Annotated in this window: 17 protein-coding genes; 13 read left to right on the top strand and 4 right to left on the bottom strand. The window is 55.0% G+C overall.

Annotated features, from left to right (window positions below; all coding sequences use genetic code 11):
* Nucleotides 1-984, bottom strand: a complete 984-nt coding sequence (locus KUC_RS11775) for an aldo/keto reductase (protein WP_007113424.1) — start codon at nt 982-984, stop codon at nt 1-3.
* 69 nt (nt 985-1,053) lie between these two features.
* Between KUC_RS11775 and KUC_RS11770 the strand changes: the two genes are divergently transcribed.
* The 3 genes from KUC_RS11770 (at nt 1,054) to brnA (ending at nt 2,880) form a co-directional block, all read left to right on the top strand.
* Nucleotides 1,054-1,995 carry a LysR family transcriptional regulator gene (locus KUC_RS11770; RefSeq protein ID WP_007113423.1) on the top strand — a complete coding sequence of 314 codons (942 nt, stop codon included), beginning with the start codon at nt 1,054-1,056 and terminating at the stop codon, nt 1,993-1,995.
* Between the two features lie 105 nt (nt 1,996-2,100).
* Nucleotides 2,101-2,232, top strand: a complete 132-nt coding sequence (locus KUC_RS20060; RefSeq protein ID WP_007113422.1) for a BrnT family toxin — start codon at nt 2,101-2,103, stop codon at nt 2,230-2,232.
* A gap of 387 nt (nt 2,233-2,619) precedes the next feature.
* On the top strand, nt 2,620-2,880 hold the full coding sequence (gene brnA / locus KUC_RS11760) for a type II toxin-antitoxin system BrnA family antitoxin (RefSeq protein WP_007113420.1): 261 nt from the start codon (nt 2,620-2,622) through the stop codon (nt 2,878-2,880).
* 11 nt (nt 2,881-2,891) lie between these two features.
* On the opposite strand, the gene KUC_RS11755 is transcribed toward brnA, so the two are convergent.
* Complete coding sequence (locus KUC_RS11755) at nt 2,892-3,797, bottom strand: LysR family transcriptional regulator (RefSeq protein WP_040480762.1); 906 nt, start codon at nt 3,795-3,797, stop codon at nt 2,892-2,894.
* Nucleotides 3,798-3,913: 116 nt separating this feature from the next.
* On the opposite strand from KUC_RS11755, the gene trpB reads away from it, so the two are divergent.
* From trpB to KUC_RS11725, 6 genes are all read left to right on the top strand, one after another.
* Nucleotides 3,914-5,143, top strand: a complete 1,230-nt coding sequence (trpB, locus tag KUC_RS11750; protein ID WP_007113418.1) for a tryptophan synthase subunit beta — start codon at nt 3,914-3,916, stop codon at nt 5,141-5,143.
* A gap of 20 nt (nt 5,144-5,163) precedes the next feature.
* Nucleotides 5,164-6,003 (top strand): tryptophan synthase subunit alpha, encoded by an 840-nt coding sequence (gene trpA, locus KUC_RS11745; RefSeq protein WP_007113417.1) that lies wholly within the window; start codon nt 5,164-5,166, stop codon nt 6,001-6,003.
* Nucleotides 6,004-6,160: 157 nt separating this feature from the next.
* Nucleotides 6,161-6,781: a LysE family translocator gene (locus KUC_RS11740; RefSeq protein ID WP_007113416.1), complete on the top strand. Its 621-nt coding sequence runs from the start codon at nt 6,161-6,163 to the stop codon at nt 6,779-6,781.
* A 59-nt stretch (nt 6,782-6,840) separates the two neighbouring features.
* Nucleotides 6,841-7,647 (top strand): carbon-nitrogen hydrolase family protein, encoded by an 807-nt coding sequence (locus KUC_RS11735; protein ID WP_007113415.1) that lies wholly within the window; start codon nt 6,841-6,843, stop codon nt 7,645-7,647.
* A 90-nt stretch (nt 7,648-7,737) separates the two neighbouring features.
* A complete protein-coding gene (locus KUC_RS11730) occupies nt 7,738-8,058 on the top strand; it encodes a hypothetical protein (protein WP_007113414.1) in 321 nt (106 codons plus the stop codon).
* A gap of 44 nt (nt 8,059-8,102) precedes the next feature.
* Nucleotides 8,103-8,462: a VOC family protein gene (locus tag KUC_RS11725; RefSeq protein WP_007113413.1), complete on the top strand. Its 360-nt coding sequence runs from the start codon at nt 8,103-8,105 to the stop codon at nt 8,460-8,462.
* A 13-nt stretch (nt 8,463-8,475) separates the two neighbouring features.
* Here the strand turns inward: KUC_RS11725 and KUC_RS11720 are convergent, their stop codons facing one another.
* Nucleotides 8,476-9,090 (bottom strand): LysE family translocator, encoded by a 615-nt coding sequence (locus tag KUC_RS11720; protein WP_007113412.1) that lies wholly within the window; start codon nt 9,088-9,090, stop codon nt 8,476-8,478.
* A gap of 44 nt (nt 9,091-9,134) precedes the next feature.
* Nucleotides 9,135-9,965, bottom strand: coding sequence for a helix-turn-helix transcriptional regulator (locus tag KUC_RS11715; RefSeq protein ID WP_040480760.1), 831 nt, complete (start codon nt 9,963-9,965; stop codon nt 9,135-9,137).
* 140 nt (nt 9,966-10,105) lie between these two features.
* On the opposite strand from KUC_RS11715, the gene KUC_RS11710 reads away from it, so the two are divergent.
* The 4 genes from KUC_RS11710 (at nt 10,106) to KUC_RS11695 (ending at nt 13,960) form a co-directional block, all read left to right on the top strand.
* Nucleotides 10,106-11,212: a DUF3541 domain-containing protein gene (locus KUC_RS11710; RefSeq protein ID WP_007113410.1), complete on the top strand. Its 1,107-nt coding sequence runs from the start codon at nt 10,106-10,108 to the stop codon at nt 11,210-11,212.
* Nucleotides 11,199-11,558 (top strand): VOC family protein, encoded by a 360-nt coding sequence (locus tag KUC_RS11705; RefSeq protein WP_007113409.1) that lies wholly within the window; start codon nt 11,199-11,201, stop codon nt 11,556-11,558. Before KUC_RS11710 ends, KUC_RS11705 begins: the two co-directional genes overlap by 14 nt.
* Before the next feature lie 58 nt (nt 11,559-11,616).
* Nucleotides 11,617-12,048 carry a GNAT family N-acetyltransferase gene (locus KUC_RS11700; RefSeq protein ID WP_007113408.1) on the top strand — a complete coding sequence of 144 codons (432 nt, stop codon included), beginning with the start codon at nt 11,617-11,619 and terminating at the stop codon, nt 12,046-12,048.
* A 235-nt stretch (nt 12,049-12,283) separates the two neighbouring features.
* Complete coding sequence (locus KUC_RS11695; RefSeq protein ID WP_040480758.1) at nt 12,284-13,960, top strand: methyl-accepting chemotaxis protein; 1,677 nt, start codon at nt 12,284-12,286, stop codon at nt 13,958-13,960.
* Nucleotides 13,961-14,066: the final 106 nt, after the last annotated feature.

The raw sequence follows: 14,066 nt of genomic DNA, 5'->3' as shown, positions 1-14,066 counted from the left end.
TCATGCATTAACCCCCTTCATGCCTTCCGGTGTGTAACGTTCGCCGGTCACCGGGAGGTGCTCGGTGTCTGCTTCAAGCTGTTGCTGTTCATCGGCGGTTAGGCTAATGGACGCCGCTGCTGCATTCTCTTCAAGGTAGCGCAACCGCTTGGTGCCCGGAATCGGCACGATGTTGTCCCCTTTAGAGAGCAGCCAAGCAAGCGACAACTGCGCTGGGGTGCAGCCTTTATGAGCGGCCATTTCACCAATCACGTCGGCGATTCGGCGGTTAGCATGCATGGCCTGTTCAGAGAAGCGCGGCAGGTTAGGACGAAAATCATCTTCGCCGAAGTCGGCATTCTCCTGAAGTTTTCCCGTTAAAAAGCCTCGGCCCAGCGGCGAGTAGGGCACAAAGCCGATGCCGAGTTCCTGGCAGGTGGGCAGCACCGCTTGCTCTACGTCTCGCGTCCAGAGTGAATATTCGGTTTGCACGGCGGTTACCGGGTGCACGGCGTGTGCTCGGCGCAAGGTGTTAGCGCTGACCTCGCAGAGGCCAATATGGGCAATTTTTCCCTCTTTCACCAGCTGCTTTAAGCCCTCCATGGTCTCTTCAATGGGGGTTTCCGGGTTAATGCGGTGGACATAGTAGAGATCGATTTGCTCGACGCCCAGCCGCTTTAGCGATGCCTCGCAAGCTTGTTGGGCATAGCGAGCGCTGCTGTCCAGGCTACGTTGGTACTCTCCAGGGTTGCGCACAATGCCAAACTTGGTGGCGATACGTACCTTGGGCTTATGGCTAGCGAGAAAGCGACCGATCAACTCCTCGTTGTGGTGCGGCCCGTACATATCCGCTGTGTCGAAAAAGTCGATCCCCACCTCTACTGCCCGTGTTAATACTTGTAGCGACTCGCTATCGTTTCGGGGGCCATAAAATTCGCTCATCCCCATGCAACCTAAACCGATAGCGGAAATAGTGAAATCGCTGCCCAGCGTACGTTTTTGCATGATGTTTCTCCTGGAGTAGTTCTTAAGCTGTTGTTGAGTTGCGCAGTAACAGCGTGGCACTATCCAATAATGAAAAAAATGAACGAGTTTGGTAAGCCATTTTCTGATTTTGAAAAACAGATGCCCCGTGGGTGGGTCTGGGATGACACGCGAACATTTCTAGCGGTGGCCCGCCACGGCACGCTGAGCGGTGCCGCCGCCGAGCTGAACTTGGGCATAGCGACTCTTTCCCGGCGTATCGAACGTCTGGAAAAAGCCCTCAAACTACCGTTGTTTGTACGCCAACAATCGGGCTACCAGCTTACCGAGGAAGGGGCGGGGTTGATTGAGAAAGCCGAAGCGCTGGAAGCTGCGGCAGTGGCGTTTACCAGTGGGGTTTCCCGCGCCTCGCAGCTAAGCGGGAGAGTGCGGCTGGCCACTGCTGAAAACCTGGCCACGGCGCTGATTCTGCCCGCATTGCCGCAATTTTATGCGCACTACCCCGGCATCACGCTTGAACTGGTGACCGATATCAACACCGTTAACCTGCACCGCCGCGACGCCGATTTGGCGCTTAGAATGGTCAGGCCCGAGCGGGGCAATGTCACTCTTCGACGCTTGGGCTCCCTGGGGTTCGGACTTTACGCGAGCCCCTGCTATGTAGCGCAGCGTGAGTCTAACCATGATGCGGGCGATTTCGATACGGATGCCTTTATCACCTGGGGCGAATCGCAAGCGCACTTGCCCGCTGCCCAGTGGGTTGAGCGAGTTCTGCAAGGGCGCGAACCAGCGTTGACCACCACGTCTATGGCGACTCAGCTAGCAGCGGCCAAAGCGGGGCTGGGGATCGCGTTATTGCCACATTTTCTGGCCAGGGAAGCGAGTCTGATCTGCGTTGCTGAGGATATTGGCGTGGATCAGCCCATCTATCTTGTTATCCAGACGGATCTCACCCAATCAAGTCGTATTCGAGCCGTGGCGGACTTTCTGGCTGAGCTGGTGGCCAGTAACCGTGAGCGCTTGAATGGGTGAGTAGAGGGAAAAATGCCGTATAAAGCAGTCTCGGCACGCTTGTTGAGCAGCATGGGAGTGTTGGGTCGCCTTGCGGGTTGAGTAGAAAAGGAATAATTTATACTCATGAGCGACTTTGAGTATGATGATGTCAAAAGCGTAGCCAATCGGGTAAAGCATGGAATTGACTTTCTAGGTGCTCAGGCGCTTTGGAATGATCCTGATTTGCTGGAAATCCAAGCTAAATCTGATGGTTAGCCGCGTTTTCTGATGATAGGGCTGATTGGTGATAAACACTGGTCTGCCGTCATCACCTACCGAAATGAAAAAATTCGACTCATTTCGCTAGGGCCTGTTGATGTTTCACTCGCGGCCGCGCTGGAGCCCGTTTTTATTCGCGGCAAGGCAGGAGGAGAGAGGTTTGGTGGTTCCAAATGAACGACGACTAACACCGCCGCGGATAAAAACGGGCCCAGCCCTTCGGGTTGCCCCGCAAAGCACGCCATACGGCGTTGCAAAACTTGAAAAGGGAACCACCCTTCCCAGCGTTTTGCGCCTTGTCTGACGCGCTTTGTGGGGCAACGCGGTTCGCGATGAAACGTCAACAGGCCCTAAGGCGCTCGCGTAAAAGAGAGGTAGAACTCTATGAAAGCTAACGACTTTGATCAAAAATTTGACCAAGGCAGCGAAGATATTGTTGACGATCTTGATTTATCCACTGCACACCGTGTTAATCAAGATCCGAAGCGTATCAATGTCGACTTCCCCGCTTGGGTGGTTGAGTCTCTGGATCGTGAGGCTGCCCGTATCGGTGTTACGCGTCAATCTATTATCAAAGTTTGGCTGGTCGAGCGGTTGAAAGCCGAAGCGAGTCACAGGCTTCCGGATAACACGCAGCCTCACTAACGCCTTCGCATTTATCTCCCAAGCTCCCCCTTAAGCCATTCCGCCAGGGGTTCGCTTCGTCGGGGGTGAGTAAGTAAGCCCGCCTGACCGGGCAGCCACAGGCAGAGCCGGGCGGGGGTTTCGATACTGCCCCATGGCGCTACCAGCCGTCCGCTCTTCAGGTCGTCTTCCACCAACAGCGTTGGCGCAATCGCGACACCCAGCCCCGCCACCGCCGCTTCCATCAAGTAGTAAAGGTGCTCGAATCCCTGGCCTTGGTTTAGCGCCGCTTCAAGTTGTGCCTGCTCAAGCCCTTGCGCACGGGCCCACTGCGGCCACGCCTGGGGGCGGGAGGCGGTATATAAGAGTTTGGTAGAGAAGAGCGTGTCTGGATCTGCCGGATCAAGCTGCGCTGCCAATTGTGGGCTTGCCACCGCGCAGATCTCTTCCGTCATTAGCTCAATCACTTCCACATCTTCATGCCAGGGCGGTTCGGAAAACGCCAGTGTGGCGCTGGCATCCGTTTGCTTGCCGGGCTGCTCGCTTTCGCTTACTACCACTTTCAGCTTTAGCTGGGGTAACTCGCGGTGCAAGCGATCTAACCGGGGAATTAGCCAGCGGGCCAAAAGACTGCCAGGGCAGGCGAGAGTGAAGGGGGCTTCCTCTACATCACGCTTGAGCGCTGCGCAACTATCCTTCAAGCGAGTGAATGCTTCACCCACACCGCTTTGTAGCTGCTCACCGTGTGGGGTTAGCGCAATGCCTCGACCCGCTTTGGCGAAAAGCGCCACGCCAAAATGCTCATCCAGGCTTTTTAACTGGCGGCTCACGGCCCCGTGGGTAACGCTCAACTCATCGGCAGCGGCGGTCACACTTCCCAACCGGGCGGTGGCTTCAAAGGCGCGCAATGCGCTAAGCGGGGGCATGCTGTGTTGCATAGAATATCCTGCTAACAGTTGATCCAAGGTCACATATTGCTGCCATCTTATCGATTTTTATTCCCGCTCGTATGCCTTAACGTCGTCGCATACTAAACACTCATGCCGAGGTCGTGATGAATCAACCTGTAGACTTATCCAATAGCCTGCCCGACGCCAATGGCCTGTTTGGTCGCTTCGGCGGTCGTTTCGTTGCCGAAACGCTGATGCCACTGATTTTGGAGCTGCAAGACGAATACGCCACCGCCAAAAACGATCCAGAATTTCAACGCCAGCTAGCCTACTTCCAAGGCGACTACGTGGGGCGGCCAAGCCCGCTCTACTTTGCCGAGCGCCTGACCGAGCACTTCGGTGGGGCGAGTATTTACCTCAAACGTGAAGAGCTGAACCACACCGGCGCCCACAAAATTAATAACTGCATCGGTCAGGTATTGCTGGCCAAGCAAATGGGCAAAAAACGCATTATCGCCGAAACCGGCGCGGGCATGCACGGCGTGGCCACTGCCACGGTGGCAGCACGTTTTGGCTTGCCCTGCGTGATCTACATGGGCACTACGGACATCGAACGCCAGCAGACCAATGTGTTCCGCATGAAGCTGCTGGGCGCGGAGATCATTCCCGTCACCTCCGGCACAGGCACGCTCAAAGACGCCATGAACGAAGCGCTGCGTGACTGGGTGACTAACGTTGATGACACCTTTTACATTATTGGCACCGTGGCCGGGCCACACCCATACCCTGCCATGGTGCGCGACTTTCAAGCGGTGATCGGCCATGAAACACGCAACCAGATGCTCGAAAAACATGGCCGTCTGCCGGATTCGCTAGTGGCTTGCGTAGGTGGCGGCTCCAATGCCATTGGGCTGTTTCACCCGTTCCTTGATGACCCGGACGTGAAGATGATTGGCGTTGAAGCAGGCGGAAAAGGAGTGAAAAGCGGTCATCACGCGGCCAGCCTGAATGGCGGTACGCCGGGTGTATTGCACGGCAACCGCACCTACCTGCTGCAAAACGAGGACGGCCAGATTACCGACGCACACTCGATTTCCGCAGGGCTCGATTACCCCGGCATTGGGCCAGAGCACGCATGGTTACACGAGCAGAAGCGGGTCGAGTATGTATCCGCCACCGACGAGGAAGCGCTGGAAGCTTTCCAGGTCTGCTGCCGCCAGGAAGGCATTATCCCCGCCCTGGAAACCGCCCACGCTTTGGCGGAAGTCGCTAAGCGCGCGCCCAGCCTGCCACGCGAGCATCTGATGGTGGTGAACCTTAGCGGTCGTGGCGACAAAGATATGATGAGCGTGGCCCATCACCTAGGCGATAAGTTCGGAGTGAAACAGCTATGAGCGCGATCCAGGAGACTGTCATGAATAATACCTCTCGTCTTGAAAGCTGCTTTGCCGAGCTCAAGCAGCAAAATCGCCCGGCGTTAGTCAGCTACCTGACCGCTGGCGACCCGGAAGCGGAGACTTCCCGGCGCCTGCTGCATGGGCTACCAAACGCAGGAGTGGATATCATCGAGCTGGGCATGCCGTTCAGCGACCCCATGGCCGATGGCCCTGCGATTCAAAAAGCGGCACTGCGAGCATTGAACAACGGCCAAACCCAAGCCAAAACGCTGGAAATGGTGCGCCGTTTCCGTGAAGAAAACAGCACTACGCCGATTGTGTTGATGGGCTACTACAATCCGATTTTCTGCTATGGCGTTGATCGCTTTCTAGCGGATGCCTCTAGCGCAGGGGTAGATGGCCTGATTGTGGTCGATCTCCCTCCCGAACACGACGAAGAACTCTGCCAACCAGCAGCACAACACGGCATCGATTTTATCCGCTTAGCGACACCGACGACCGATGCCAAACGCCTGCCGAAAGTGCTGGCAAATGCCTCCGGGTTTATCTACTACGTCTCCGTGGCGGGTGTCACCGGGGGTAGCGCTCCCACGCCGGAAAGGCTGGAAAGTTCGGTTGCCCAATTGCGTCAAAACACTGATCTACCCATTGCCGTCGGCTTTGGCATACGCACCGCCGAACAAGCCGCCACCATTGGTCGCTACAGCGATGCAGTTGTCGTCGGCTCTGCGCTAGTCGACTGTATCGAACATGCCAACACGCCTAACGAAGCCGTTGAACGTGTACACAGTTTGGTAAGCGAGCTGGCTGAAAGCGTAAGGGCGTGTAGGGAGGTGAGTGAGCCGCAAGTTTGTTGATACAAGCATCATAAAAAGAAAGATACGCTAAGAGAGCAGGCCCACAGTGCCTGCTCTTTTTCTAAGGTTGAGAAAAATCTTAATTAACGACTAATCTAGGTAAATTGTGAGTGAAATAACTATGAATGCTTATACGAGCTGAAAGGAATGCGCTTTTATGAACCTAACCACGCTGCTGATTTTTATACCTGCCTGCTTCGCGCTTAATATGGCGCCGGGCCCTAATAATCTTCTTTCATTAACCAATGCCAAGCGCTATGGCGTGCGGGCAGCCTGTTTAGCGGGTATTGGGCGTTTGGTGGCTTTTGTTGGCATGATTACGTTGGCAGCTACGGGGTTGGCGACGCTGCTTTACACCTCTGAAAAAATCTTCCTGGTCATTAAAATCGCCGGTGGCCTCTATTTGCTATGGCTGGCGTATCAACTCTGGGGTGCCGATACCGCTGAATATGATGACGCTGGCGCTAAGCCCCAGAACCTTTTTGAGCTGGCGCGACAAGAGTTCCTACTTGCCGCAGGTAATCCCAAAGCCATCCTGATTTTCACCGCGTTCTTACCCCAGTTTGTGGAACCAAGCGGTAATGTAGGGCAGCAATTTTTAGTATTAGGTGTGCTGTTTTTGCTGTTGGAGTGGGTAGCAATTGCTGGGTATGCCTACGCAGGCAGCTTTTTAAGTCACTGGTTTTCTCGGCCTGCCATGCGGCGTTTATTCAACCGTGTTTGCGCTGGTCTGTTAGCCAGCGCAGGGGTAGGTCTAATGCTCGCTAAAAAAGAGTGAATGCGTTGTAAGAGTAATCGCATAAATACTCAGGGCACATTTGCTTATATGAGGCAGGAATGCAAATAGACACCACCATCGCGCTCGCTCAGTTGCCTGTTGTAAAAGGCGCCGTGTCGGAGAACCTTGCAACGCACATTGCCTACATTGAACACGCCGCTGCACTAGCCGCCGATGTAGTGGTTTTTCCTGAGCTTTCACTGACCGGCTACGAGCTTGAGCTGTTAGAAAAGCTAGCGATGTCGAAAGATTCAGAGTTATTTAGCACGCTTTCCGATGCCGCTGCTGCGAATAATATAGTCGTGATAGCAGGCTGCCCGCTCGTTAGTGAAGGCAGAAAACCGCAGATAGGGGCTATTATCTGCTTCCCCAATGGCGAGCGAGAATTTTATGCAAAGCAGTACCTGCATGAAGGAGAAGATGTTTACTGTTCGACAGGCAGCGAAAGTTATCTATTCACGGTTAACGGCACTCGAATCGCCTTGGCGATCTGCGCAGATTTTGCCAATCCTGCCCATGCAGAAATGGCTGCCGACCAGCTAGCGGACGTTTATATTGCCAGCGCGCTAATCTCTGAAACGGGGTATGAGGCCGATGCGAATCTACTCGCTTCAATGGCGAAGCACCATCAGTTCCCAGTGCTGCTTGCTAATCACATCTCCAGCACAGGCGGTTGGCAAACCTGCGGCAAAAGTGGCGGCTGGAGTGCAGATGGTGAGCTAACCATTGCTGCTAATGGTACAGAGTCTAGCCTAGTGCTATGCAGCATCCATCAAAGAACGCTAAGTGGCAGGGTAGAGGATGTGGAGTCTCGCTTGTGTGCTTCCGTCGCCCCAGGCATTATCACGGCTCGTACTGCCTGCTGATCTTTCCCATAGCATACGCTTAGGCGCGCGATTCAAGCATATTTACTGCAGGCAGTAACCATCCAATATTTTATAAAACAGAGAGAAACAATGGGAAAGCTCTTTTCACTAATCGTACTGGTAGCGCTTGGCTATACAGGGATCTACTTCTATTACGGCGTTGTCGTTGAACGAGAAGTTCAGCAGCAGTTGGATGAGCGCGGCCTCTCCGCGGTCAGCGTGGATAACATTGAGTATGGTGTGCTGGCGCCTATTAACACGATCGCCAACATCGAAGTGACCGTCACTTATCGCGGCTCTCAAGCGACGTTGGATCTGGTAGTGCAGGGTCACCCCCTTTTCTCTGATGAAGTAAGTGTCGAATTCGATGGTCTGCAAGCACTGCGCTTAGGTATCGGCTTCGGCCAATAGATAACGCATCTGTCGTCTGAAGAAAAACAACAAAGGAGCAGGCTATGAACCAGCATGAAAAGCTCAACTACGTCGAGTTCGCCGCAAAAGATTTAGCCGCAACAAAGGTTTTTTTCTCTGCGGCGTTTGGCTGGGAGTTTGTCGATTACGGCCCGGAATACACTGCGTTTTCAAACCAAGGGCTCGATGGCGGCTTCTACCAAGCGAATGCCTGTAACCAAACCTCAAACGGCGGAGCACTGCTGGTTTTCTATAGCGCTGACATTGGCGCAACGCTCAACAAGGTTGAAAAGAGCGGCGGCGTGGTCATTCGGCCCATTTTCGAGTTTCCTGGCGGCTGCCGTTTTCACTTTCGGGAACCCAGTGGTAACGAGTTTGCGGTTTGGTCGGAGCTGCGTTCCTAATCAAACAGTCAGGTTAGGTAACCATAGAAGTGAGCGGCACCCACACATGCTCATAGCCAATCGAAAGTGCCACCGCGACCAGCATCCCCGCCATTGCCCAATTGAAGCGCTTAACAATGTTGGCGTTTTCAATACGCTGGCCTACTAAGCTGCCGATCAGGATATAACTGCCGGGTGCGCCAGCGGCTAGCATCGCCAGTCCTAGCGCCCAAACCACTAAGCTAACCCCCTCAATACCCGCCGCAGGAAATTGCAGTGTGGTCATGGGCAGGGTAGCGATAATGGCCTTGGGATTCAGCAACTGCATGACCAGCCCATCACGATAATTTACCAGTCGTGGGGCATTATCTGGCTTGCTTATATCAATACTTGATCGGGCAATTTTGCTCGCGAGATAAACAATATAGCCACAGCCCAAGGCACTCACCACGATCAGTGCGTCATCATTGATCCATGCAGCACCCACCCAGCCCAACACTAATAAGTAGGCCAGCATCGAAGTACCCACTCCCAGGCAAAAGCCAAACGACTTTTTGGCCTGGCCATTAATGCCAACGTTCAAGCCAAGCAGATTCACAGGCCCAGGCGAATACATGGCGCCTAGGGCATAGGCGACGATTGCTAACATGGTGAAACCTCTTTTCTTGACTGTTCTTGAGTTAGAAGGGGGGGCTAGCGCGCGATATCACGCTGGTACTGGTGGGGTGTCATGCCATAAATGCGCTTAAAGCGGCGATTGAAGTGGCTAAGGTCGGCAAACCCATAGCGCAAAGCGACCTCCGTGAGGGAAGCGCCTAGGTCTAGCGCGGAACGGGCCGCATTGATCCGGCAATTAATCACATACTGATGCGGCGTGATGCCGTAATGCTGGCGAAACAGCCGCAAGAAATGGTACTTGGATAAGTGTGCCGCTTGGCTGATGTCATCAAGGGAAACATCGCTATCTAGGTGGGCGTGGATATACTCTTTCGCCAAGCCCAGCAGCGCATCTGGCCGAGTGGGTACTTGGTTGGGCTGAGAAATCCCACCCAGTTGCACAGTGCGCTCGATCACCTGATAAAGCGCGTTCTCCTGGTCAATACAGCTACCGGTGTGAGAGGTGACCAAGCGCGCCAGTTCCAAAATGGCGTTGCGCAATTGGGCATCCTGAATCAGCGTGCTATGTGAACGAAAGCTAGCCGATTTTTCGTGACCCAGGACTTCCGCAAACTGCGCGTTAACCTGCTCAGGATGTACATACACCATCAGGTAATCCAGCGCGTGCTCGCCGCCGGGTTCGCCATCGTGAACTTGTTCGGGATTAAACAAAATAACGTTGCCAGGAGGGCTGCGGTGAAACCGCCCCCCGCTGAAAAAATCCTGGCGCCCCGCCAGCGTTACGCCGAAGGCATACTCCTCGTGGGCATGGCGGTCGTAGCTGAAATCCTCAATGGCTGCATGAAGCACAGTCAGTGTTGGCACATGCTGACTTTTGATAAATTGAAACCGGCTCGCGTTGCCCATGCCGCCCCCTCCTGATTAGTCACACTAACTCGAAATACAGCCCTAGCTTATGCCAGCCCCGCCTCCTAATGCTTGTACATAATTGCTCTTCGACTGTGTAATGATGGCCTATCGCTAGTGAACGCCACCAAGGGGTCGTCATGGGAAAGCTCTTTTCACTGATGATTGCGCTGTTGCTGGTCGGCTGCGCCGTCATCGAGCCGTATGATGAGCGTGAAGCCCAGCGCGATGCCGGCCTGGCCATCCAGGAAGTCTACGAGCGGGCGCTGCCGACGCTGTCCGAAGACAAGCAGCGCCACTTTGCCCAGCGGCTCTACCGCCTGACGGGCGAGCAGCACTGGCGGGCTCTTAATCATGCCTACGGCGTGCGTCTACTGACGCGACTCGAGGATGACATCGTAGGGCTGGCTGAGCCTGGGTACGCGGCCGCCCGTAGCAGGGCGATCATTGCCGACTACTCCCAGCGCACGGCCAAGCAACGCGCCCGGCGGGCCATGCTGGGTGAGTGGGGGGAGATCGCCTTCGCCCGGGGGCTGCTGTTCCGGCTGGCCCAGGCCGAGTACCACGGCCTGCTGCCGGCCATTGAGGACCACGAGCGGGCGCTGGGCTACCTGGCGGAGGTCGACTGGGCGGCCTTCCTGACCGACCCCGCGGTGATCGGGATTTATGCCGCTCAGGTGGCCAATCAGGCGTACTTCCTGCACCAACTCGGCGTGATGGACCTGCGCCGGGAAGTGGAGGCGGCCTTCAGGCGTCACTACCCGCCTGATCGAGTCGCCGATCTCGACGACGCCGAGTACCGTAACTGGCTCTATGGTCTGACCCACTTCGTCATCGCTGACAGCCGCTATTACCAGCGGAAGGTAGACCCGGAGGCCCATGCCTGGGTGCTGGAAGTGCTGGCGCGGGAGACGGATAACATTCTGGCCCGAGCCACGGCCGACATCCAAGCCGAGGTGGCATTGGCCTTCCTGCTTGCCGACCGCGAGGATCATCCGCTGGTGGGCCGGGTGCGTGAGGCGCTAGTGGCGGCGGTGGCCCCGGCCAGCGGCATCATACCCTCGCACACTGGGGAAACGGGGCTGGCGGGTGGTGAACACCGCAACGTTCTGGCAATCATGGTGTTGCGCTGGCCGGGCCGCCTACATCCCGGCCCCGACCTCTCGGACGCGCTTGGTGGGCGCTCAGCCGAATTCACAGGCAGCCGCCATCCACAAAACAAAGGAGCAGGGCATGAACCAACATGAAAAGCTCAACTACGTCGAGCTCGCCGCCAAGGACTTGAACGCCACCAAAACCTTTTTCTCAGCGGTGTTTGGCTGGGAGTTCACCGACTACGGCCCGGAGTACAGTGCGTTTTCCAACCAGGGCTTGGATGGCGGCTTCTACCAGGCGGACGCTTGCAGCCGTACCGACAACGGTTCCGCCCTGCTGGTGTTCTACAGCGAACACCTGGAAGCTACTTACAACAAGGTGGTGGACCACTGCGGCCAGATTATAAAGCCAATTTTTGAGTTCCCAGGCGGCTTTCGTTTTTACTTCATCGAGCCCAGCGGCAACGAGTTTGCTGTGTGGACAGAAAGGCGGGCCTAAGACCAGTCGAGATCGCTGTTATTAGCGATATAAGCTACCACCCAATGAGAGCCGCCTAATGTACTACCGCACCATGACCATCAACGACTATGAATCCGCCATTACCCTGTGGAGCGAAAGTGAAGGCGTGCGACTGCGCGATGCCGATTCCCGTGAAGGCATCGAGAAATACCTGCTGCGCAACCCAGGTTTGAGCTTTGTGGCAGAAGTAGAAGGCAAACTAGTGGGAACAATTATGGCGGGCCACGACGGCAAACGCGGTTATGTGCAGCATTTGTCGGTGGCGGACTCCCATCGTCGAATGGGCATAGCAACAGAGCTGGTAAACCTTTGCCTGGAAGCGCTGAAGAGTGAAGGTCTTCTGAAATCGCACCTGATGATTCTTGCGCAGAATGAAACCGCCAAACAATTCTGGGCCAATCAGGGCTGGGCGTGCAGATCAGATATTTTGCTGTACTCATTTATTAACGGAGATGATCAGAACGTTTAGGCACGCGTATACGCTATTGGTTTCGATTGAAGCCCCTAAGCCTAGCACCGGGTCGGGTGGTATGTGATCACAAAAGATATTGGCGATTTATGAGCTAAAAACTCAATGTTTTTGGGTGTGAGCCGATAACACTTTATGGTTGGTAGCAAGATGCGCTCTGTCTGAGCGCTTGCGGTTACCGAAATTGCTTCCACCTTCCCAATGCAAAGCGCTGCGGGCTCCACGAGATCTTCCCATGCTACTTCTGAATCGAAGCGTTAAACTGCGGCTTGCCGTGAGTTTGGGCGCCTGTATCTTGATGTTGATCGGCGTCGGTACGCTCGGTCTCTACAGTCTAAGCAAGACCAATGATGCTCTCACCAAAACTTACGAGGGCAACGTGCTCACATTGGGGAATCTTCTGAAGGTCAACCAGGCGGTGCTTGGTAACCGGGTGAAAGTGACGGCCGAACAGCGCGATCGGAATCCGGCATCTGCCATAACCACGCAGCAGGAGGTCGCTGAAAACGATACCATTATCGACGCCGCTTGGGATGATTACTTTCCTGATCGTGTGAACGGTGACAATGAGCGCAAACTAGCCGGTGACTTCATAGAATCGTTGGCCAGTCTGCGCGCCGGTATTGACGAGATTAACGCAGCAATGATTGGCAATGATTTTGACGCTGCGAGAGTAATTGCTACCACCACGCTCCGTTCTGAATACCCCAAAGTGCTAACAGCGATCCAGGAACTCATCGACCTTAACAGCACGCAAGCCGCCGCAAATAACCAACAGTCCTCAAGCGACTATGTTTGGACGCGTAACTTCGTTGTTAGCGTTATGGCGGTAGCGGTCATTTTCGGCATTCTGCTCGCGATATGGTTGATTCGAGGCATCATGACGCCGCTGGGCAAGGCGCAAGAACTCGCCAACGCTATGGCTCAAGGAAGGCTTGATAACGACATCGACATTTCTTGTAAGGATGAGTTTGGTGTGATGCTCAGGGCGTTAAAGAGCATGGAAACCAAGTTCTCGCAGGTGGTGATGTCCGTTCGCAGTAACGCGGAGTCCGTGAATGTGGCCGCTGACGAAATAGTGCTAGGGACCGACGATCTGAGTCGCCGCACTCAGGAGCAGGCCTCAAATATCGAAGAGACAGCCGCATCGATGGATGAAATTACCTCGACAGTGCGTCAGAACGCAGACAATGCTGCCGAAGCAGACAAACTCGTACATAACGTTAGCCAGCAAGCCAACGCCGGGGGAGAGATCGCCGGGCAAGCCGTTAAAGCGATGGAAGACATCAACATCTCAAGCCGCAAGATTGCTGGTATCGTCGGGTTGATCGATCAGATCGCCTTCCAGACCAATTTACTGGCGCTGAATGCGTCGGTGGAAGCTGCTCGTGCGGGCGAACAAGGTCGCGGCTTTGCGGTCGTGGCTAACGAAGTACGCAATCTGGCAGGGCGCAGTGCTGACGCCGCCAAAGACATCAAAAAGCTCGTTGAGGATAGTATCGGCCAAGTCGATAACGGCTCAAGCCTGGTTAACCGAGCGGGCAAGTCGCTGGAAGATATCGTGCACGGCGTTCAGCGTGTCACGGTGTTGATGGGTGAGATTGCCACCGCCAGCCGGGAGCAGTCCCAAGGTATCGAACAAGTCAACACGGCTGTCTCGCAAATGGACAGTGTCACCCAGCAGAATGCGAGCCTGGTTGAAGAGTCCAGTGCGGCGGGGCGTTCACTGCAAAGCCAAGCGGAGGCATTATTGACGGAAGTCTCGTTCTTTAAGGGAGCCACTACGAGCATTAACCAACGTTCACTGCCCGCTAAGCTGCAGCCAAGCAACAGCCTGCCAAAGGCCACTAAACGACCACCCACTCATGTTATTGGTGGCAAGAAAGACACCGAGGAATGGGCATCGTTCTAAACGCCTGAAGCACTCACAAAGCGCCCGGATAGGGCGCTTTTTTATTGCCATGTTAACCAGATAAAGGCTGAAAGGGCGGCCAAAAAAATCAAGCCGAAGCCCGTGC

It is taken from the genome of Vreelandella boliviensis LC1 (assembly GCF_000236035.1).
Taxonomy (GTDB): Bacteria; Pseudomonadota; Gammaproteobacteria; order Pseudomonadales; family Halomonadaceae; genus Vreelandella; species Vreelandella boliviensis.
Note: the sequence above shows the minus strand (reverse complement) of the source record. Positions and strands in the feature narration are given on the sequence as shown.